Here is a 21,203-nt window from a genome sequence, read left to right as displayed (position 1 = left end):
GTGACATTTGCGCGCATCGGTGACATCGCGCAAGTTGGTACTGGCCGAAGCGATCGGAACCAAGCGGTTGACGGTGGCGACTACCCCTTCTATGTCAGATCTCAGACCGTCATGCAGATAGATACGTACGAGTTTGACGAGGAGGCCATCGTCATACCGGGTGAAGGTGGCATTGGTGAGATCTTCCACTACGCAAACGGAAAGTATGCGCTGCACCAGCGGGCCTACCGAATTCACTTCACCGATGAACGGGTGGACACGAAGTTTGCCTATTACTACTTCGCAGCTCATTTCAAGCAATTCATTATGCAGAAAGCTGTTAGCGCGACGGTCACCTCCATCCGCAAGCCGATGATTACCGACTTCCCGTTCCCAATCCCGCCCCTCGACACCCAGCTCGAAGTCGTGAGAATTCTCGACCAGTTCACTTCACTAAACGCCGAGTTGGAAGCGGAACTTGCGGCGCGTCGCGAGCAGTACCGCTACTTCCGTGATCGTCTACTGACGTTCGATAGGGCATCCCATGACTGAGATGCCGCTACGCAAGTATGATCCAATTGCCGTATCCGCCGAGAGCACGGTCGTCGCTGAGTACGTCGCCGAACCGTCACACGCCAGTGCCTACCAATCGGAAGCCGACCTCGAGCGCGAGATGATTCGCCTGCTCGAGTCGCAGGCCTTCGAGTACCTCCCCCTCATTTCGGAGGCGCAGTTGATTGCGAACCTCCGCAGCCAGCTTGAGGCGCTCAACGACGTCGTGTTCAGCGACAAAGAATGGGTGGCCTTCTTCAGCGAGAAGATCGCCGGCCAAAACGAAGGCATCGTCGAGAAGACCGTTCGTATCCAGGAGGACCATGTCCAGATCCTGAAGCGCGACGACGGCTCAACGAAGAACATCACGCTGCTGGACAAGACCAACATCCACAACAATCGCCTCCAGGTAATCAACCAGTACGAGATCGCCCAGGGGGAGGCGGAGGGTGGGGGCAACTTCGCGAACCGCTATGACGTCACCGTGCTCGTCAACGGCCTCCCGATGGTCCACATCGAACTGAAGCGCCGCGGCGTCGACATCCGCGAGGCGTTCAACCAGATCAACCGCTATCAGCGCGACAGCTTCTGGGCCGGCTCGGGCCTCTTCGAATACGTCCAACTCTTCGTCATCAGCAACGGCACGCTGACGAAGTACTACTCGAACACGACGCGCAATCGGCACCTCAAGGAGGGGCAGAAGGCCGCGCGGGGCAAGAAGACGTCGAACAGCTTCGAGTTCACGTCATGGTGGGCCGATGCTCAGAACAAGCCGATCCAAGACCTGAAGTCGTTCGTGCGAACGTTCTTCGCGAAGCACACGATTCTGAATATCCTGACGCGCTATTGCGTTCTCACGGCCGACCGTGACCTGCTCGTCATGCGGCCGTACCAGATCGTGGCGACCGAGCGGATTCTCCAGAAGATCGAGATCTCCACCAACTATCGAAAACTTGGCACGGTCGAGGCCGGCGGGTATGTCTGGCACACGACCGGGTCCGGCAAGACACTTACGTCATTCAAGACCGCTCAGTTGGCCTCGAAGCTGCCGAGCGTGGACAAGGTACTGTTCGTCGTCGACCGCAAGGATCTCGACTACCAGACGATGCGCGAGTACGACCGCTTCGAAAAGGGCGCCGCCAACTCGAACACGTCCACCGCCATCCTGAAGCGCCAGCTCGAGGATGCGAGCTCAAGGATCATCATCACGACGATCCAGAAGCTGTCAACGTTCATCAAGGCAAACAAGGGGCACGAGATCTACTCGGGCCATGTCGTGATCATCTTCGATGAGTGTCACCGCTCGCAGTTCGGTGACATGCACACCGACATCACTCGCGCGTTCAAGCGGTACAACCTGCTCGGCTTCACGGGCACGCCGATCTTCGTGGCCAATGCGGGCACCGGTGGCAACCCGCAGCTGAGGACCACCGAGCAGGCCTTCGGCGACAAGCTGCACACCTACACAATCGTCGACGCCATAACCGACAAGAACGTCCTGCCGTTCCGTATCGACTACGTCAACACCATTAGGGTCGGGAGCCCGGACGACAAGCAGGTCTCCTCGATCGAGACCGAGAAGACGCTGCTCGATCCCCGCCGGGTCAACGACATCGTGCGCTACATCCTGGAGCACTTCGACCAGAAGACCAAGCGGGCCTCGAGCTATGAGCACTCGGTCGTGACCAACGTGGCGGAGTCAGTTCGCGCACGCAGGCAAGCGGAAGCAATCCGCGAGAAGAAGCGGGTGCGAGGCTTCAACGCCCTGTTCGCCACTGCGTCGATCGACGCCGCGCAGCGCTACTACCTGCAGTTCAAGGCGCAGCAAGAGCAGCTGACCTCGGACCGCCGTCTCAAGGTCGGCGTCATCTTCTCGTACGGCGCGAACGATGCGAGCGACGACGGCATCCTCGACGACGAGGCGTTCGACACCGAGGGCCTGAGTGGCGACGCCCGGAGCTTCCTCGAGGGCGCAATTCAGGACTACAACGGCTATTTCGGCACCAGCTACGACACCAGCGCAGACAAGTTCCAGAACTACTACAAGGACCTGTCGCAGCGAATGAAGAACCGCGAGATAGATCTGGTCATCGTGGTCAACATGTTCCTCACAGGCTTCGACGCCACCACTCTCAACACCCTTTTCGTCGACAAGAACCTGCGCGCCCACGGCCTGATCCAGGCGTACTCGCGAACCAACCGAATTCTGAACTCGGTGAAGACGTACGGGAACATCGTGGCGTTCCGCGACCTCGAGGAAGAGACCAACGGCGCGCTTGAGCTGTTCGGCAACAAGGATGCCCGCGGCATTGTGCTTCTCAAGCCCTACCTCGAGTACTACAACGAGTACGCCGAAAAGGTGGCGATGCTCCTGCGTGAGTTCCCGCTCGGACAGCAGATCGTCGGCGAGGCGGCTCAGAAGGACTTCATCAACCTATTTGGCGCCATCCTGCGCCTGCAGAACATCCTCACCTCGTTCGACGACTTCGCCGGCAATGACCTTCTCACGGAACGCCAGGGCCAGGACTACCGGAGCGTCTACCTCGACCTTTATGCCGAATTCCGGAAAGGCCATGACGCCGACAAGGAAATCATCAACGATGACGTTATCTTCGAGATCGAGCTGATCAAGCACGTCGAGATCAACGTCGACTACATCCTCATGCTCGTTGCGCAGTACCGGACTGAGCGCGGCGACGGCGACGACAAGGAGATCCGCGCCCAGATCAGCCGAGCCGTCGACGCCAGCCCGACGCTGCGCAGCAAGCGCGACCTCGTCGAGAGCTTCGTTGACTCGGTATCGGTGGACGGCTCTGTCAACGATCAGTGGCGGGCGTTCGTCGCCGCCAAACGCGAGGCCGAGCTCGAGGCCATCATCGCCGATCTACAGCTACGTCCCGAGCAGACGCGGGCCTTCCTCGATGCCGCATTCCGCGACGGCCAGCTTCGCACCTCGGGAACAGCAATCACCAAGATTTTGCCTCCAGCGTCCCGCTTCTCGGCCGGAGGGGGCCATGCCGAGAAGAAGCAGCGTGTGATCGAGAAGCTCGGGGCGTTCTTTGAGCGGTTCTTTGGGTTGGGTGCGGGAGAAAAGGACTGATGGCTTCAGACTCGAAAGACAAGGCCAAGACCTTCGTCAAGGTTGTCTACTTTGATGAAGAATCAGCATCCGACTTGCTAGACATCGCGGCGGGTGGCAAAGAGACCATCGCGAGAGACCAGACGCGGGAACGCACCGCCGAGGTGGAAGCGAGCGCGAGTGCGAAGGCGGCCGCGAAGTTCAATTGGCTGCCGTTCTTTGGAGGCTCCGCCGAGGCCGGGGCAGCTGCGAGCGCATCGGCACTCGGGCGCAGCATCCTCAACAAGACGCTCTCGAACACCATCCTCACTGACTACCTTGCCAAGCTCGATGAGTTGAAAGGGATAAAGCGGCTGGGCGGCCTCAGCGTGAGTGCTCGCAGGGATTCGGCTGCTTGGATGAAGATGTACACGCCATACATGGCGATGATGAAGACCGACGAGCTACCGGTGAACCTCGCTGTGTTGGACGAGGCGCTGGAAGCGGCCAAGGGCTACTACGAACTGCTCGCGGAGGACGACGAGGGTGCCAATTGCATTCTGCGCTTCAACATCCAAGCTTTTCGCAACAACTACGGGCTTGTTGATCTCGGAAGAATGGATCTTGTCTTCCACGGGGTGCGAGTGGGGCAAGCATCTCAATCCAGCCTGACGATGCAGGCCGAGATGTCGCCAGACTCCGGCCCAGAGGTCACGGCGAGCCAGATCGTCCGCCGCGACGACGCAGTGGTGCAAGACGAGCAGCTCGACGTGTACGACGTTCTCTTGGCCGGGGTTGAGCATGACGCGTGATACCACGAAGGTCACGATCTATTACGGTCCACTCTCGTGGTTTGAGATGAAGGTCAAAGAGAGCGAAAATGACGGACTCCTGGAGGCGGTGTTTGAGCACGATGAGCGACGCCGTGAGCTTCGAGTTGTGCAGGACGGGGCTGAGCGTTCCGAGCCCGAGCCGATGGAGCGGCCCAAGCGACTCGTCGCAAAATCGGGCGACTACGCCAGCCTCCACGAGCATGTCATCTCGAACTTTCCAGGTCTGATCCGATCCCTAAACCCTGCCAAACTTCATCTTCATAACCCCCCGGAACAAGTGCACGCTCATCTCAAGCGAGCCTTCCCGGGTACCTCCGTCAAACGATTCAAGTACCCGACTGCCACACGTCAGACACTCGTCGACTTTCGAGACGGATTCGCGGGGCACCTCGTGGGACAAGAGGACGTGAGGGATACGCTTCTCGCCGCGCTCTACCCGCTTACCCGAGCGAGCCGTGACAAGCCGGTGGTAATCATGTTCTTCGGACCGTCGGGTGTCGGAAAGACAGAGACTGCGCAGTTCATCAACGGCCTGCTCGGCGGCGACCTCATGCGCAAGCAGTTCTCGATGTTTCACAGTGAGAACTTCGCCTCCTACCTCTTTGGAGGTCGACATTCCGAGGCATCCTTCGCTCGAGACCTCCTCGATCGAGAATCCGGCGTGATCCTCATCGATGAGTTCGACAAGGCAGCAGCTGTGTTCCACAGCGCCTTCTACCAGTTCTTCGATGGTGGTGTATTCGAGGATAAGAACTACCGCGTTGATGTCGGACGGTCCCTCATCATCTGCACCTCCAACTACGGCTCCGAGCAGGAGATTCGCAATGCGCTCGGGGACGCCCTCTTCTCCAGATTCGACGCCCTGATTCCGTTCCAACCCCTATCGGTGGACGAAGTTCGGACGGTCGTTCACCAGCTGGTGGATCGTCGGGTGAGCGAGCTTGATCGCCATGAGCAAGCGGCCCTTGACGCAGAAGACATCAAGGAGCGTCTCGAACCACTAGTCCGGAAGGCAGCAAACGTGCGCCGGCTCGGCAAGGTAACCAACGAAGTGATCTCGATGCTGTTGGTGGACGCACTCCTTGCATCCGAGCCGGAACGTGATCAGGAGTCAACCTCGAAGGAGACAGCCGGGTGAGCAACCTTTCCATGGCCAGCAAAACGTACCTCGAGGGCGTCTTCGGAATGTCCAACGGCCATGTGCTGGACTTCTCCAACGCCTCCTTCGCGAACTTCTTCCGCGACCTGAACATCGACATCTATGACGCCGAGCAGTACCCGGGCTTCGGCGATTCCAAGGCCAACCGAATGCGCGCGTTGTGGAAGAACGGCACCGATGCCGAGGTGTCATCGTCCTTGGTCGCCCTTGGGGAGTACGTCGAAGCTAAGACAGCGGTGGGCCCGTGGGGAGTGGACATCGACGACAACCAAGTCGCCCGTCTGCGTGAGATCGCGCGGGGCCTAGATGGTACGCATGGCACAACCGGGGTGGCCGAACCCTCGGCAGGATTCCCGCCCACCTTCACAACTGAAGCGTCTGTCACCGCCAACCGGATCCAGATTGAGATTCACGAGGACATTTACAGCCACATCGCCCAGTACCTCGCTGGCGGGGACTTCTTCCACGCAGTCGAGGAGTCCTACAAACTCGTGCGCGAGAAGCTTCGCGAGAAGACCGGCAGCGAGAGGGCTACGGACGCCTTCGCTCCCTCCAATCACGAGAATATCTTCGGTCATCAAGCTTCGACCGCCGTCGAGAAGGACTTCTTCGATGGAGTGAAGTACCTCAACATGTCGATCCAATTCCTGCGGAACGAGAAGGCTCATACGCCGGCGACACCGCTCGAGCCCAATCTTGCGATTCACTACATCTCGCTCGCGAGTCTGGCCTATGACCTGATCACGCGGTATGTGAGTGAGGCGACGATCCAGGAAATTGAAGAGCTCGTCCTTGAGAAGCGACGCAGTTTCCGATCAGCGGGAGCCTTCTATCGGGCCTTCGAGAACGGGAAGTGGCTAGACAGCATGAGCCTCCCGAAAGATCTTGAATCGTCATCGGTTCGCAGGATATTGAAGCACAAATGGCTCGACGAGGCCGACTTCACCCGAAGCTACGACTACAGCAACGTCGTGCTGATGCGACTTGAGCTCGTGGCTGAGGAACTTGCCGCTGCCGACTTGAACCAGTTGCTCGATCAGCCGACGCGCGACGCGAACGGTAGGGATCAGGCGGCTGGCATGCTGCCGTTCCTTGAGTTCATGCAACAGAAGTATCCGGAAACGATCTCGCCGAAAGTGGAGCGGTGGATGTCAGAGCAGACGCTCGAGTAGGCGAGATCATCCCCATGCGCCGATTAGAGGCGACTCGACACGTCAACCGCGGCGGCTGACCGCGTTGGCATAGAGCCAGACAAACTGATCCTGGCGAGTCGTTGGGTCGACGTACTTCACGAGGACAGCTCCACGCGTCCATGCGACTGCCAGCGCCTCACCTGCCGCGGCTCCTCATAGATCACGCGGTAGCGAATCGTGGCGACCACAGGGACGGGCTCATTAGGCGTGGTGCGGGGTCCGGTGGCGCGAACCTCGGTCGTCGTGAGAGACACCGGAGCACCGTTCTTTGCCCGCTCGAGTCGAATCTCGTCTGCGCGTTCGTCCGCTCGATCTGGATAGCGACGATTCGTACCCACTACGCGTACGTGGCTTCGACGACCCAGCCGTCGGGTTCGAGACGCAGGTCGAAGACGAGAAGGTCGTCGAGCTCGTTTCGCCCCGTCACCCGCCACCCGAGAGCGAGCAGGACGTCAGCTGGCGGATGACCAATGCCGGACGGCCACTCAGGCTCACGCGGCAGAGCAGTCGGTGTGTCGATTACGCGGTAGCAAGCACCGTGGTAGACGAGTCGTGCTGGCCGGCCGGAAGGGTCTAGCCAGACTGTGACTGGTTCTGTGCTGTTGATTGTGAGCATCTGTGGCCCTCGCGTTATTCGAACGTTTGTTCGAAAGTGTACGTCGCCGTGATGCGACACGCCAAGGACGCCGCGCGCCGGGGGAGACCACCGGCGACGCCGATCCTGTCGCGCGCCGGCGACCCGGCACCGTCGTGGATAACTCGCCGGGCGCTCCCGGTGAACGCGTATGCTCCCGGCCATGAGCACGATCATGGCGTTTCCGCTTCTCTTCACCGAGGAGTGGTGGCCGACGGAGCCGGAACTGCACTCCTGGGATCTGCCGCGTGTGCCCGTGACTGGCGACGCTCTTGAGATCGATCGCGTCAACAACGGTCAGCCAGGAGGCGGTCGGCGTCGGTCCGCACCTGAGGCGCAGCTCGGAATCTCATTTCAGACGGTTGCGCACCGCAGGTGTAGACCGCCAAGATTGCCTTGGCAATAAACCCATTGAGGTGCCCTGGGTTCGCGCTATAAGGCGGCGAACTCGGACGTTGGCCGTACTTTAGGCGGAGCGCGTCGTTCCTTTTCCAGTTACAGGAAGGGGCGGCGATGCCCGCCTGCACCAAACGGCCATTCCGAACCGCACTCGACGCGGCGCTCGTTCTTAGAGCACTTCGACGGGCGCATCCCGAACGCGGCGAGATAGGCATCCATCCCTGTGCCGCGTGCTCGGCGTTCCATCTCACGTCTAAACGGGGTGCTGCCTGCAACCGCTGGACCACCAACGCCCTAAGTCGGCTCGGCGCGTGAGAGACCCTGCTCGTGAGTTATCGCCATGGCGCCAGGTCGAGGGCGCCTCACTCGGCGCTCGGGACCTAATACCTCACGTTGAGGTTGTTCAGAGCTCGTCTCAGCCCTGGGAGGTTCTTTGCCTTGGCGTCGAGCTTCTGATAGATCGCATTCGAGGCTTGCAAGACACCCTTGTCGGAGAGGCCTCTCAGGTATGCGAGATCCTCCTTGTAGTCGTTGGGTACGTCGTCCAAGCGTTCTCCGATCTTGTTGATTCGGTCTCTACTTCGGCCACTTGAGCAGTTGGCCTCCGACTGAACGTGTCGAGGATTCGAGCACGCCAACCATCTGCACGATGTTGACGATCCAGGTTCGGTCATACTGCGTTACGGAGAACGTTCCTGTGACCGGGTTCGCCCCATCAAGCTGGAGGTGCGCCTTCCAGTAGGTATTGACGCGATTGCCTGCGACGAGGGTCAATCCGGTGCTCGGATTGAATTCCGATACATAGATCGAATGCACCAACGGAGGTTGCCCAGGGGACTCCGATTCCAAGAACTGCCGAAGGGGGACGCCGAAGCTCTCTTGCCCGTTCGTGTCGACCTGGGCCGCGATCACCGAGATCGCCTCCTCGGGCGTACATGGCATCGAGAACGTTCGCTCTTCGAGGTACTTATCACCCGGTCGTCCTGAACCTCCGGTTGCAGTTCGTGTGGGGACGGGATTCGGCGTCGCAGTGGTCGACGGAGGATTCGACTCGGCGGCAACTGTAGGGGAACTTGCCGCTTCCTGAGCGTCAATCGCGTTGCGCTTGCGTCGACGGACCGCGGCAATGATCGCGAACACCGCCAGGGCAGCGACACCGATCAACAAGCCGGTCGTGAGCAGATCGAAGCTCATCATCAACACCTAGCCCTCGTCTAGAACGTGGGGATACGAAGCCACCACACTGCCATACGGGTACGCGGCCAGGCATGCCCCAAAGCAGGGCACGACCGTGACGTGGCGTCAGGTAGGGGTCGACGTCAGGCCGGCCGAACCGCACCAAACCGTCCGACCGCCCGGCGCATGTCGCGCCGGACCGTCCTAGCGCCGCGGTCGTCGACGTCGGCGAGCACGTGCAGCGGAAGTCTTGCCCGAGCCGTTTCGGCGAGGTAATCGATATCGTCAGGCACCGAGCTTCTGGCGACTTCGGTGGCCAGGTAGACGCACAACAGAGCGCCCTCGGCGATGATCGCAAGAGCATCCTTGAGGTCATCGAGTGCGACGAGCGCATCGATCACCGAATCGATCACCGAATCGACCTGGTGCCCCGACCTGGCATATAGCAAGGTCATGCATCCGTTGGCGCGGTCATTGAGCGAGGCGAGACGCGAGTGGGCGTCGGCGTATTCGCAGAAGTGGGTATCCATCGGGCGCTCCGATCGTCATGGACGTCGCAAGCCGGGGATCCTCCACGGTGCCCCGACGGGGCATGACGTCCGCAGTGACACGCGTCTGTGAATACTTCTGTGGATAACCGCTCTTCGCCTGGCTGTGTATAACTGTTGAAAGTGGCTCCAGCGCCAGTTTCGTTATCGAGGCGTTATCTCCACGACTTTGTGCCGCGTCTTGCGGCCGCTCCTGCGCGACAGCAAAATGAGGTTTGCTTCTCCACTTTGCGTCACTCTTGACAACGGGGGTGGGATCATGCGCTTCTCTGAACCACAGACGCTGTTCGCGGGCGAAATGACTCACCAGATCGGGAGGATGTACGTCGACCTCGAGGCAGATCGGCTCGTGATCGGCAGCTATACCGGCGACCTCGTCACGTTCCACCGCACAAGCGTTGGCTGGGTCGAGGAGCAGTTGATGCGTATGCCGGAACCATTCGTGCCCGCGGGGCCGATCGGATACCCTGTCGCGCTCGCCGGGAACAGCCTTGCCATTGGGTCACACGGTGCGGGGCGAGTGGATCTCATGCGGTTCACGGGCTCTTGGGTCCCCGACGGCACCCTCTCGGCATCTGAGGTGGCCGGTGGATTTGGTGCGGCCATCGACCTGGACGGCGGGCTCCTCGCTGTGGGTCGCCCCTGGGTGAATCGGACGGATCCCAGTGGCGTCATCTACGCCGCTGGTCTGGCGTACACCTACAAGAACAATGACGGACGCTGGGAGGCGCTCGCTGAACTGAGGGGCCCAGCGGTCTCAGGTCATTTCTTCGGTGCGGCGGTGGCCGTTGATTCAGAGGTGAACCTCGTCGCCGTGTCTGGGAACGGATTCCGGCCCGCGGTCCACATCTTCAGGGTTACCGGTGGTTCGTCGCTTGGATCGATCGCAGAGCCGGCGGACACATTGGGGTTCGGCGACACGCTCGCGTTCGATGGGCGGTGGTTAGTCGTTGGTGCTCCGCGAACCAACGTGTTTTCGTTCCCCGCCGGAATCGCCTTTGTCTACGAATTGACACCCGGCGGGGTTCGTCTCCGTCAGACGCTCGCGAACCCGTCGCCGGGTGCCCTATCGAGGCATTTCGGTGCATCGATTTCAATTCGTGACGGGGCGCTTCTGATCGGAGCCAATCAGGCCCTCTTCGCCTACGAGGCCGACGTAAGGGGACGGTGGCGGATGGTTCGTAATCTCGCCAGCGACCTCGACGATCCAGCTGTGGCCTTTGCCACGACAGACGGCGAGAGCGTCGCCTCGATGTTCAATGTCTGGGACCGCCGCGGGCAGGGATGGAGAAAGCAGTCGACGCTTGTGGTCCGTGAACCCTCGCGCGGTGACGATTTCGGGGCGTCCGTTGCGGTGCGCGACTCGATGGCTGCCGTTGGTGCACCAGGCGACGACACTGCACAGGAAGACGGAGGTTCCGTTTACCTCTTCAAAGAATCGGCGGACGGATGGCATCAGACGGGCCGCCTGACCGTCTACGAGGGGTTTCCATGCCAGGGGTTCGGCGCGAGCGTTGTGTTTTGGGGAGACATCGTGGCGGTGGGTATGCCATCGCTCGACAGTGCGATGCCGCGGCCCGGCCGCGTCGGGCTGTACGACGTGACGAAGAACCCGCCCGAGTTGTTAGCGTATCTGGCTGGAGCCGGGCCAGGCATGGCCGACTACGACCGGTTCGGGATAAGCCTCGCAGCGACGGAAGAGGAACTGTTCGTCGGAGCCGGCAGGGACGTTAACTCTTCCGAGTACCAAGGCGGTGTGGTCTTCGTCTATCGACGTTCAGCCTCAGTTCTTGCGGTGCTGTCGCAGGTACTTACTCCGCCGCCAGGCGACCGTGCTTCCGGTTTCGGCGGCTCGATAGACGTCGACGGTGACACCCTTGTCATCGGTGCAGATCGACGCAACACCCCAGGAGCCACCGCGGCCGGCGCGGTGTACATTGCTGATCGCGTCGGCGAGAGCTGGGTCGTGCGACCGCCGGTGGCGATCGGTCGAGCGAAGTTCTCTCGGCTAGGTGCCTCGGTCGCCATCGGTGGCGATCGGATCATCGCTGGTGCGCCAAATCGCGAGGGTGCGGCGCTCGAGCCCGGTTATGTCCTTGTCCTTGGCCGGGGATCGGAGTGGACCCCCCTCCGAGAAATTCGGTGCGCGACACCAGATCGACACGATCATTTCGGCTCACACGTCCGCATCTCGGGACGGCATGCCATCGTTGGCGGAACCTGGAACGACCGCCCAATCGAGATTCACGACCTCGACGCGCCCTACCACCGCGAATTCGTCGACGTGCCGCCGGGTTCACGCGTCTTCGGTACGTCTATCGCCGTGGCGCCGGGACGATGGATGCTCGCCGCGTCCGAAAATGCAGATTCCCCCGTCGGAGTCGCGTCTGGGGCGGTGTACGCATTCCGCGAGGTGGCGGAGTGATACGCGCGCTGATGTGACTGAGTCGTTCCTGGTTCCCGGCAGCAGTGGGTTCCTCGGCTATCTGGAGGATGGTGGGCATCATGTTGAAGATTGAGATTCCATCGAACGTGCCGCGCGGAGCACGCCTGTCAGCGATAGCTGGCATCGAGTACCACGGTGAATGGGCCGACGGCGTGCATCGGCTGGCACCGCTAGTCCACGGGAAGGTCGCGGCTCTGCACCTCGAAACACTGGACCTTGCGACTTGCGATTTCAACGAGCAGATCGACTGGGTGGGCACGGATGATGGGGTGTTCGTCCGGGTCGGTGCGACGCTCTCACTCGACGGCGAGCCAGGTGGCTCATACACAATCGCCGCGCCGATCAATGATGATGGGGCCGTACCGGCACTGCGTGTCGGCGAATCTGACAACGCCCCTGGCATACCCGCCGACATTGAGCTCCACACGGCCATTATTCGCGAGGAGGGAAACTCGCCAGTGAACGCTGGCGGTTTCCGGCTCCTTCACTTCACACAGTCCGTCATCTGTAGCAGCGACAACCCCCACCCTGATGGGGCACGTCCGATCAGTGGCGGCCCGCCTTGGTGCTACACCGGCGAAGGTGCCGCCCTCAACAACCGCTTCGGAGTGCAGTTCGACCGGTACGGCCGGAGGATCTACGACTTCGAGCATGTGCTGTGGTATTCGGGGTATGAGGTAATCGCGTCGAAGCGGCCGAACACGAAGCGCTACCCGGTGCCCGTGCGTTGGTCGACGACCACTCCAATCCGTTGGCGCCCGTACCACGAGACGGCACCACAGGTGTAATCAGTCGCCGGACACAGTCCCGCCGACCTCGTTGCGGCCGGTCATGACTGCCCACCCCTCGATCGGAGCACCTGTCCACGGGTCGCGGTCCTGTACAACCAGCACCTGATGCTCCGTCCGCACGAGCGAGAGGACGGTATTGAGCTGGCCCACGGGCAGATTTAGGACCGCTATCGACCCTGCTACGCCGAGATCGGGGCCATTCGCCGGCAGCTCGAGATCATCCGGGAAGAACCGGATGCGAGCAGTCTCCACAGCGTGGTGACTGCCCTCTTGGAACGTGAAGCACCCGATCTCGGCGACCCAGGAATCGGATGCCTTGTACCGCACCGTGATGCTGTACTGCGAAATCTCTATCGAAGGCATTGTCACTCCTGTCGCGAACTGGCCCGGCCTGCGGGATCGATCAGTGTTCTGTGACGCGACGACGAATGGGCGAGCTTCGAAGCGAGGGAGTTTGCCCCTTGAGCTTGGGCTTGGGCTTGGGCTTGGGGCGTGGGGTTGCAGCCACTGCTTCTCGAATCCATAAGTCGACTTCGGGTTTATTGGCCCGGTAGTAGTCGGCAAGCTCGGGATCCCGAGGTGCCCACTCTCGGTTGTATGGGCGCCGAAAAGCGACCTTAAGCAGAGACTCCATCGATTCAATCGAATCATCGCTTCGTGTGAATCCGCCCATCGCGCGGCGACAGGCCAAGCTGTAACACACATCTGGCACGTTGCGAAAATCGCCGTAGATCGCTAAGGCTGCTTCCTCGCAGACGAGCCGCTCGATCGCAAGACCTTTGGGTTTGAGCGGTCGGGCCTCATTCCAGGCCTTCCTCTCCGCTCTGCGAAGCTCAGCAGGAGGCTCGAGTGATCCGTCTTGACAATCCGTTAGGAAGAGCGTGATGTCGGCGAGCATCCTGCGCTTATTGGTTAGGATCGGATTGGCCGAACGGTTGCCACGCACCTTGAGCAGGTAAGTGAGGAGAGGCGCCGTATCGATCTCGCCGGCCCGAGCATCCGCCTGAGCAATGCAATTGCGCTCCACCGCGACGAGTGATTGGGCAATTCGAATCAGTAGGTCGTTCCTGCGTAGTCGTCGCACCGGTGTGGCCATCGCATCCTCGACAATGTCATCACGCCGCGCGGAGTCGAAGCCAAGGCCGTATTTAATCCTCGTCCTACCGTGGCGCGTCAGTTCCAGCTCATCATGAAGAACCTGCGTCAGTCGCTTTCTATAGCGTTCCAGATCTGGTCCGGTTGCAAACCGATCGGTGATAAAGCGGAGCGTGGCGCTCGCGGCCCGATTTGCCGGGTCGAGAGCGACAGCTCTCATCAGTGTGGGCCGCCACTCGTCGGGATCAGTGGTCTCGGCTTGCAGCTGGGCACTCGCAAGATAGTGAAGGGCGATCGATTGAGCACTTGTCGCACCATGCAGACCGGGATCAAACTCCCAGCGGTACTGGTCACGCATAGCGGCGACGAACTCGCCCGCAACAAGGGCGGCGAGTCGATCTGCCTTCGACGGCAGTTCCATCGTAGAGAGGGATGAATAGTCCGAGAGCCGAAGTCGCTTAGCGACCAATAGCTTCCCATTTCGCGAAACCGCGAGAGAGACTGCCTCTGCCGACTCGTTCTCGACTCCCAGATTCCACGGCGTCGAGCCAAAGACGACCTTGACCAGCGATTGAACGGCAGCCACCGCCTTGTTCTCGGAGAGATTGCTCACGCTGTCGGCTGCGGTCTCAATGTCCGTTCCCACTGGGAATTCGAGCCCACGATCGGGACGGCCCGCCACCGCGTCGATGGTTGCCATGAGTCGCGCTGAGTCCAGAACCTCCCCTTCGCCCTTGCTGCTGGTGATCGTGATGTGCGTGCTTCGAGTGGTGGCGAACGCGTAACCCAGGAGTAGCACCGCCAGGCCCGCCCCGATGAGCAGCAGCCACCACTCTGGGGACGGAGATCCCAGCAAGTCCACGAAGAGTTGCCAAGGTGAGAGTGGTATCGCTACTTGCGAGAGCTCCTCTGTCCGCATCAGCCACAATCCACGTACCACGAAGATCGTTGGCGTGAGAAGGGCGAGGAGTAGTCCCAGGAACCATGCCATGGATCTGGTCACGGGATTGGACCGCAGGTTTCTAAACGGGTCGATGAGGATCGTCAGCCGGCCCAAGGCGATAATCGCCAGTGCGGAGAGCCCGACAAACGAGACGATTGGGAGAAGGGCCTGTAGGACTTCTTCGTCGAATGACGTCCACAGTTCCTCGAGGTCTTCGGGCGCCGTGGGTGAGAGCTCTGCCTCAGCAGACGACAGTTGGACGTCGCACGCCTCGGTGCTGCCCTGGACCGCTTGGTACGCCTTTATCAGTGCGGCAGCGTCAGCATGTCGATTTGCCAGACTCAACGTAGACGCCGCGTCGCAGGCGGCCATCGTCCGCTCGTCGGCATCGAGCGACGTCTGAGTGGCCAGACATCCAACCACCTGCGCAGCGACTACATCCGCGTCTGATCCAGCCGCTGAGAACAGTTCAAGTACTTTCGCACCCGCAGCCGCCGAATTGCTGCCAGCCGAGAACGTCGCGCACTCGTCCGCTGCGTCTGTTGCCACCGCGCGCCCCAATACTACTTCAGGGTTTGCGGATGCCGCCATGGATGCGCCGAGAGGTGACACGGTCGGGGTAACAGTTAGGAATAGCAGAACGCCGATGCGTGTCAAACGTTGCCACTTTGGCATCGCGGCCCCCCATGCTCGACCGATACCGTGGATGCCGCTCATAATGGCCGCTCAGCCGCCGAAAATCAATAGTCAAATCCATCCGGACGATGGCATCACGCGAGCGCTCCTCGTGGGTTGGCGTTGCCCGGTAACCACACCAACCGACGGGTCTTCTTTGGGGACCTTCAGGCTTACGAGTGACATCGCCGTGTATCGAAGGTGTGCGAGTCGGGGATTTAAGCCTTAGCGAGGTCCGCAATAGTGCGGACTCGCCTTGGCTCACGTGGTCAGAGTAGCTTGAGCCCACCGATACTCGGTGGCCGCACGCAAACGCACGGGAACGGCCGCTTGGGCGTCGGCAATCGATGCCTTGGACGCATCGTTTGGTCGCAGACCAACCTGGATTAGGAGCGCTGGCAAACACAAACGGTCGCCTCTGGGAGATTCTCGCGGTGCGCGCCATTGTCTCCAACTCGCTTCGTGCGTTCCATGACCTGAATTCGAAACCACTGAAGGTCACGGAGAAATAGGAGACACGAGAAGGGACTTCGATATGGCTGACAGCGCGACCATCCTGCAGGATGTAGGCATCAACAACCCGAGACGGAAAACCCTGGCGATCCTCGGTGACGGGTTCGACGCGGTCGGTCAGGCGGCCTTCAACAAGTTCGTCCAGGATGAGGTGATCGACGGGGTCTTCGGGTCCGGCTACTTCAACGAGGACTCGGCAGCGTGGAACATCATCCGCGTCAATCTCGAGTCGAAAGACTCGGTCGCAAGCACGCGCAAATGGAACCTTAAGGGGACGGACGCCGACACGAGCGACGACACCTCGACGGACGCGCTGAAGGACACCGCCCTCGGCATCATCTCCAACGGCACCTGGTGGCACGACTGGTTCGAGGACTCGGCGAAGACTGAAAAGGCCATTAAAGACGCCTGCGACAAGTGGGCGCCGGGATGGGACTTCATCCTGATCGTCGTCAATTCGCCACTCAAGGGCGGGCTGCGCAACGGCACCGTGCTCAAAGTGACCATGGCGGTGAACTGGGCAACGATCGCCCACGAGTTCGGCCACGGTTTCGGTGACCTCGAAGACGAGTACGGCAAGGTTGCAAAGGGTGCGTACTCGGATACTAACGAGCCCCAGAGGGTCAACGTCACGCTCACGAATACCCTCGAGGGTCTCAAGTGGGCGACGTTCGTCGCGCCGACCACCCCCGTGCCGACCGGCACCGGTGCTAACGCCGACTACACTGCCGGCGCGAAGCCCGCTGGCTGGGACGACTCATTGGACGCAGGCCTCTTCGAGGGCGGTGCAACATTCGCGACCGGCATCTACCGGCCGGCGGTCCGCTGCCGGATGAGGACTAATGCGAACGAGTTCTGCCCGGTCTGCTACACCGAACTCAAGCGAGGTAACCATGAGGCGACCGGTCGCAACTTCCGTCGCATCGCGGCCGGCCACTTCACCCCGGATCTCGCGCCGGAGTTCCTCGAGTACGGCGACCGTTCGATCACGCTCTACCGCAAAGCTGACGATGGCTGGCAGCACGTCCAGACCACTGCAGACGCCATGCCCGGATGGGACGTGAAGCCCGGCGATCAGTTCTTTACTGGCGACTTCGACGGCGACGGCCTGGATGAGGTCGTGGTGTACAACTCGGTCGACTTCACCTTTCCTTATCTTGGCCTCTTCGAGGTACGGCCCGACGGGACGCTCCACCTGCTCGCCCGATACGACGGCGACATCCCTGGCTGGGGCGGGTTCGCGCGTAACGACCGGTTCCTCGTCGGAGATTTCGACGGCGACGGCAAACAAGATCTACTTATCTACAATCTCGCCGACTGGTCGAGCCGGTACGTCGCTCTCCTTACATCGACAGGGCGCGGGTTCAAGCTAACGCGCTTGTACGAGAACGAGCTTCCGGGTTGGGGCGAGCTCGCCTCGTGGGACATCTTCCGCGTTGGGGACTTTACCGGCACGGGTCGCGACGATCTGCTCATCTGGAACGGACGGGACTGGAGCGAGAAGTTCCTCGGCATCCTCCGCCTACAACGCGGCGGCTTCCGCACTGTCCGCCTCTACGTCGATGACCTGCCCGGCTGGGGTGGGTTCGCCGCCAACGACCGCATCTACATTGGCGACTTCGACGGCGACGGAAAGGATGACATCTTCCTGTCCAACGCGGTGGACTGGTCGAGCTGTTACCTGGGCATGTTCCGATCGACCGGCAACGGATTCGCCCGAGTGCGGCTCTACGAGGACGAAGTCCCTGGCTGGGGCGGCCTCCGCGCCGGTGACCAGTTCCAGCCTGCCGATCTGACAGGAAGTGGGAAGGTGGGGTTGTTCGCTTGGAATCCCCGGGACTGGATCGTTGGTTACGCAGGACGAATGGTCTCGGACGGCACGCGCCTGCGTGCTGACTGGGAGGAGGATTGGATCGGCGAGTGGCATCTCGGTCCCTTCGACCGGTTCACCGTGGTGCCTCCACCACGCCTACCTCGATGGGGCGTTGGCGAGGTCATCACCCCAATAGGCACCGCGAAGCGCCACCGGGTGCCGAGCGGGCCCGTCAGCATGCTGGCGCACAACAACGACTGGCTGGGATCGATGACCACGACTGCGTCGGTGCGCCTCGAGAGAATCTACAACCAGTGGGTGCACAACTACCGCCACGGGCGAAACTGGTGACAGGGAGCGGCAGATCATGACCGATATCGAACACTCCGAGGGTGGGCGGAAACCGCGCAAGCAGGTCGACCTCGAGGCGAAGAGACCGCGCTCGCTCGGCCGGACACTGAGATCCCTACCGAAGGGCGAAACGAAGCAAGGCGGAATAGGACGGCCGCTCGAGGGAACCGAACCCCAGGCGCCGACTGGACTCTGGAAACGGCCGCCGTCACGGCGAAGGGCGGCGACCTGGAATGAGCGGCAGGAGTGGCCGATGCGGAAGCCTAACCCGGTGAGTGGCACGAACCGTGATGAAGCCACGCGCAGCGTTCGGTTCGTGCTTCGCATCGAAGGCGAACGGATCTCTGTGCTCGACAGTACGGTCGTCGACGCCCCGCCTCTCGTGCAGTCCACTGTTCGCGGCGCGAACTTCCTCGAGGTGAGCGGGCCGGACGGTCCGCTGGCGATGAGGGCGCTTGTCGATCCCGGCCTGGACATCGCGATTCCCGACCCCTCGTCCGACGGTGTCGAGAACGACCATCGGGTGAGTCGGAGAACGTCGTACGACCTCGTGATCCGCGTACCGCTCGCGGCCGTTGAAGCCCTCGACCCGGCAAGCATCACGATTGCCGTGTACGAGGCGACGGAGCACTTGGTCATCAACCTTGCAGCGCGGGAGTCGGTTACCCAGCGCGTTGGGCAGGAGATAGTAAGGACGGTCGCGGTCATCGAGGGGCTACGCCCCGAGGATCTGCCTCGCGAGATCAGCCAGCGCGGAGACCGAAAGCAGCGCGATACCGCGGCCGACGACTGAGCCTGCATTTCGTCGGTAGAGGACGCTTTCATGGCGGCGTCCAGGTTGGGATAGCTTCCGCCGAAGTGTCGAGCAGTTGTGTCGAGTCACGACGTCGAGAGCTCCAAACCGTCCCGACTGTCATGCAGCAGCGTTGCACGCCGCGAAAATGAGCAGTCACAACCCCCTATCGTGGATGCGATCTAGTTCGAGTTTCAGGAGGGCTTCCAGACCCTCGTTCCGGGGTCACTCCGTGAGCCCTGATCTGCTGCATGCTCGCATCCGGGACTGGGTTCCCCCGGAAACACCTGATTGACGTGGCCTAGCCGCCGATGCGGTTCCTTTGCGCGATGGCGGTGCCGATTCCGCCGATGTCCGGCAGGTCAACCTGAAGCTCGACGAACGCTTCGATCGCGGCACGGGCCGCGGGGTTGATCGCCGCATTCTCATTCAGGCGCGCGAGGACGCCAGCTTTCCATGCTTCGATTTCGACAGGCCCAGGTCCTTCCTTAGGAATCACGAAATCGCCGATGTCCACAGGAACCGGGATCGTTCGTTCGAGACACCGCGTTTCGGCGCGGATGTGCTCGATCCTGGGCCCCTCGTATGTCCCTTCGATGTCGAATATGTCGGTCGCTGCCTTCGTCTCGCCCAGGGCATCCTTCATCGTGACGCTGACTGCGGCAGCATAGGTGTCGCCAGGGGCAGAGGACAGCATCAGGGATCGACCGCCCGCAAGGAGTCGGCATCCGATACTGAACGGCGTCCCGCCGACATTGATCGGAACCGCTGTCGTCTTGTCGGTCACCGGCACACCGGCCACCGTCCACGAGACGACTGGATCGACGTATCCGACCACCTGCGCGACGAATGTCATGTCGGTGCGACTCGTCCACATGCCGGTCTCCATGACCTCCTGGCAGTAGTTCTTGCGAGTGCCCTTCACCGTTCCTCCCGTGGTGAAAGACTCCGCATCCGTCCTGACCAGCTTGAAGTACTTGGGGGCGTCGGGAGGGGGGACGCTACGCCCCGGCGGGGGAGCTTTCGGAATGTAGTTATCCATCAGCAGGAGGGCGTAAATCCGCTTCACCTTCTCCGGCTCCTCCGCCGGCGCGTTGTGACGCGTCACCGTGATTCCGTCGGCCGTGCTCGAGGTGTCGAATTCAAGGTAAAGGTCGTCTGCGATCGCAGGGAGGGGGGCTTGGCCAGGGACGTTCGGGTCGTAAATCCAGAGCTTGACGTTCTGGGCGCTTTGTTCGTACGCATACGCGAGCACCTGGTGGTTCGCGCCGATGTCGAACTGGGCCGACTGTACAAGTCCGACCGTCGCCAGTTTCCCGTTGTCGAGCAGCTCACGGATGCGAGGCCATTCCTCGCGGTACGTGACCCACGCCTTGCCTTTCATCACCCCGAAGGACTGCAGAACGCCCTCGTCGTCGTCTGGATAGATCGGCGAGGTGTACGAGAGCCAGCGATGCCCCCGACCGGTGAAATCGAAACTATCCAGGAGTCGCTCTCGAATGAAGAGGAACATCGGGTCGTCAGCCGAATCAGGGGGGACGTAAGCACCGTCGCGATTCTTCTTTGCCTCCGGCGGGATCTGATTGAGCGCGAAGTAGTCCATGACCGCATACGTCATGCCGCCACACAGACCAGTGTCGGCGTGTGTGAGCGGCAGCCAATCCGTGGAGGGAGTGATCCCCAGCGCGTCGGCCAGACCACCGCCAGTTAGCACGCCGCGGAAGCGGTTCCACAGTTCTCCGACCGTGAGGACGGGCAGCTGATCGCTCCACGACCCGTTCGAGAACTGGAATCCGTTCTTTGAGGGCTTGAAGCCCCGCACTGCGACCTTGCGGGTATTCCTGAACCTGATCTCGAGAACGGCACGGTTGTTGTCGTTCTTCTGACCTTTGGCGTCCGAATACGTGGCGTAGTAGCCGGCCGGTGCGTGCACGTGGAAGGTGTTCCCGTACTGCGACTCTCTCACCGGGCTGTTGGCAAAGATGTATAGCTCGCCGAGCACCTCCCCAGACGGGGCGACAACGTCATACCAGACTCGAGCCTCGACACCGGACAACTCCCAGATGAAGAGGTCGCCTTCGGCCTGCCAGCCGTGGTGTCCGCCGGGCAGTGTCTCCGACTGTACGACGGGCTCCCACCCGCCCGTCCAGCTCCTAGATGTGGAACGATGCCGGAGCCGAAGCGTTGCATCAGAGTCGTTAGCAACGAGCACGCGCATATAAATCCGGGACATTGATATCCCCTTCCCCCAG

General features: G+C 61.2%; 14 protein-coding genes. 9 read left to right on the top strand and 5 right to left on the bottom strand.

The window, feature by feature from the left end:
- The 5 genes from FYC51_RS19855 to FYC51_RS18820 are packed head-to-tail and all read left to right on the top strand — an operon-like array spanning window position 1 to window position 6,753.
- Entirely contained in the window at window positions 1–531 is a 531-nt protein-coding gene (locus FYC51_RS19855; protein WP_338014713.1) for a restriction endonuclease subunit S, read from the top strand.
- Entirely contained in the window at window positions 524–3,631 is a 3,108-nt protein-coding gene (locus tag FYC51_RS18835; RefSeq protein WP_148735274.1) for a type I restriction endonuclease subunit R, read from the top strand. Before FYC51_RS19855 ends, FYC51_RS18835 begins: the two co-directional genes overlap by 8 nt.
- Window positions 3,631–4,401: a DUF6414 family protein gene (locus FYC51_RS18830; RefSeq protein ID WP_148735272.1), complete on the top strand. Its 771-nt coding sequence runs from the start codon at window positions 3,631–3,633 to the stop codon at window positions 4,399–4,401. Before FYC51_RS18835 ends, FYC51_RS18830 begins: the two co-directional genes overlap by 1 nt.
- Window positions 4,391–5,560: an AAA family ATPase gene (locus tag FYC51_RS18825; RefSeq protein ID WP_148735271.1), complete on the top strand. Its 1,170-nt coding sequence runs from the start codon at window positions 4,391–4,393 to the stop codon at window positions 5,558–5,560. Before FYC51_RS18830 ends, FYC51_RS18825 begins: the two co-directional genes overlap by 11 nt.
- Entirely contained in the window at window positions 5,557–6,753 is a 1,197-nt protein-coding gene (locus FYC51_RS18820; RefSeq protein WP_148735270.1) for a TIGR02391 family protein, read from the top strand. Before FYC51_RS18825 ends, FYC51_RS18820 begins: the two co-directional genes overlap by 4 nt.
- 1,630 nt (window positions 6,754–8,383) lie before the next feature.
- Here the strand turns inward: FYC51_RS18820 and FYC51_RS18815 are convergent.
- Together FYC51_RS18815 and FYC51_RS18810 are read right to left on the bottom strand one after the other, a co-directional pair.
- A complete protein-coding gene (locus FYC51_RS18815) occupies window positions 8,384–9,001 on the bottom strand; it encodes a hypothetical protein (RefSeq protein WP_148735269.1) in 618 nt (205 codons plus the stop codon).
- Between the two features lie 125 nt (window positions 9,002–9,126).
- The gene (locus FYC51_RS18810) at window positions 9,127–9,513 is read right to left on the bottom strand and encodes a hypothetical protein (RefSeq protein ID WP_148735268.1); all 387 of its coding nucleotides are present in this window, start codon (window positions 9,511–9,513) and stop codon (window positions 9,127–9,129) included.
- A gap of 277 nt (window positions 9,514–9,790) precedes the next feature.
- Between FYC51_RS18810 and FYC51_RS18805 the strand changes: the two genes are divergently transcribed.
- Both FYC51_RS18805 and FYC51_RS18800 read left to right on the top strand, forming a co-directional pair.
- A complete protein-coding gene (locus tag FYC51_RS18805) occupies window positions 9,791–11,956 on the top strand; it encodes an FG-GAP repeat protein (protein ID WP_187432731.1) in 2,166 nt (721 codons plus the stop codon).
- An 80-nt stretch (window positions 11,957–12,036) separates the two neighbouring features.
- On the top strand, window positions 12,037–12,765 hold the full coding sequence (locus FYC51_RS18800; RefSeq protein ID WP_148735265.1) for a hypothetical protein: 729 nt from the start codon (window positions 12,037–12,039) through the stop codon (window positions 12,763–12,765).
- Here FYC51_RS18800 and FYC51_RS18795 read toward each other — a convergent pair whose 3' ends face one another.
- Entirely contained in the window at window positions 12,766–13,131 is a 366-nt protein-coding gene (locus FYC51_RS18795; RefSeq protein ID WP_148735263.1) for a hypothetical protein, read from the bottom strand. It abuts the gene before it with no gap.
- Between the two features lie 40 nt (window positions 13,132–13,171).
- Window positions 13,172–15,523 carry a hypothetical protein gene (locus tag FYC51_RS18790; RefSeq protein WP_148735262.1) on the bottom strand — a complete coding sequence of 784 codons (2,352 nt, stop codon included), beginning with the start codon at window positions 15,521–15,523 and terminating at the stop codon, window positions 13,172–13,174.
- 493 nt (window positions 15,524–16,016) lie between these two features.
- On the opposite strand from FYC51_RS18790, the gene FYC51_RS18785 reads away from it, so the two are divergent.
- Together FYC51_RS18785 and FYC51_RS18780 are read left to right on the top strand one after the other, a co-directional pair.
- Window positions 16,017–18,158 (top strand): M64 family metallopeptidase, encoded by a 2,142-nt coding sequence (locus FYC51_RS18785; RefSeq protein WP_148735261.1) that lies wholly within the window; start codon window positions 16,017–16,019, stop codon window positions 18,156–18,158.
- A gap of 16 nt (window positions 18,159–18,174) precedes the next feature.
- Window positions 18,175–18,951 carry a hypothetical protein gene (locus FYC51_RS18780; protein WP_148735260.1) on the top strand — a complete coding sequence of 259 codons (777 nt, stop codon included), beginning with the start codon at window positions 18,175–18,177 and terminating at the stop codon, window positions 18,949–18,951.
- A 301-nt stretch (window positions 18,952–19,252) separates the two neighbouring features.
- Here the strand turns inward: FYC51_RS18780 and FYC51_RS18775 are convergent, their stop codons facing one another.
- Entirely contained in the window at window positions 19,253–21,184 is a 1,932-nt protein-coding gene (locus FYC51_RS18775; RefSeq protein WP_148735259.1) for a hypothetical protein, read from the bottom strand.
- Window positions 21,185–21,203: the final 19 nt, after the last annotated feature.

This window comes from Agromyces mariniharenae, assembly GCF_008122505.1.
Taxonomy (GTDB): Bacteria; Actinomycetota; Actinomycetes; order Actinomycetales; family Microbacteriaceae; genus Agromyces; species Agromyces mariniharenae.
The sequence above is the reverse complement of the archived record's forward strand: the minus strand, read 5'-3'. Positions and strand labels throughout refer to the sequence as shown.

What these genes read in the sequence shown, in the direction of transcription:
- FYC51_RS18810 (WP_148735268.1), bottom strand. Translation starts at nt 9,513, where the DNA reads ATGGATACCCACTTCTGCGAATACGCCGACGCCCACTCGCGTCTCGCC.
- FYC51_RS18795 (WP_148735263.1), bottom strand. Translation starts at nt 13,131, where the DNA reads ATGCCTTCGATAGAGATTTCGCAGTACAGCATCACGGTGCGGTACAAG.
- FYC51_RS18830 (WP_148735272.1), top strand. Translation starts at nt 3,631, where the DNA reads ATGGCTTCAGACTCGAAAGACAAGGCCAAGACCTTCGTCAAGGTTGTC.
- FYC51_RS18775 (WP_148735259.1), bottom strand. Translation starts at nt 21,184, where the DNA reads ATGTCCCGGATTTATATGCGCGTGCTCGTTGCTAACGACTCTGATGCA.
- FYC51_RS18805 (WP_187432731.1), top strand. Translation starts at nt 9,791, where the DNA reads ATGCGCTTCTCTGAACCACAGACGCTGTTCGCGGGCGAAATGACTCAC.
- FYC51_RS18815 (WP_148735269.1), bottom strand. Translation starts at nt 9,001, where the DNA reads ATGAGCTTCGATCTGCTCACGACCGGCTTGTTGATCGGTGTCGCTGCC.
- FYC51_RS18800 (WP_148735265.1), top strand. Translation starts at nt 12,037, where the DNA reads ATGTTGAAGATTGAGATTCCATCGAACGTGCCGCGCGGAGCACGCCTG.
- FYC51_RS18785 (WP_148735261.1), top strand. Translation starts at nt 16,017, where the DNA reads ATGGCTGACAGCGCGACCATCCTGCAGGATGTAGGCATCAACAACCCG.
- FYC51_RS18825 (WP_148735271.1), top strand. Translation starts at nt 4,391, where the DNA reads ATGACGCGTGATACCACGAAGGTCACGATCTATTACGGTCCACTCTCG.
- FYC51_RS18790 (WP_148735262.1), bottom strand. Translation starts at nt 15,523, where the DNA reads ATGAGCGGCATCCACGGTATCGGTCGAGCATGGGGGGCCGCGATGCCA.
- FYC51_RS18780 (WP_148735260.1), top strand. Translation starts at nt 18,175, where the DNA reads ATGACCGATATCGAACACTCCGAGGGTGGGCGGAAACCGCGCAAGCAG.
- FYC51_RS18835 (WP_148735274.1), top strand. Translation starts at nt 524, where the DNA reads ATGACTGAGATGCCGCTACGCAAGTATGATCCAATTGCCGTATCCGCC.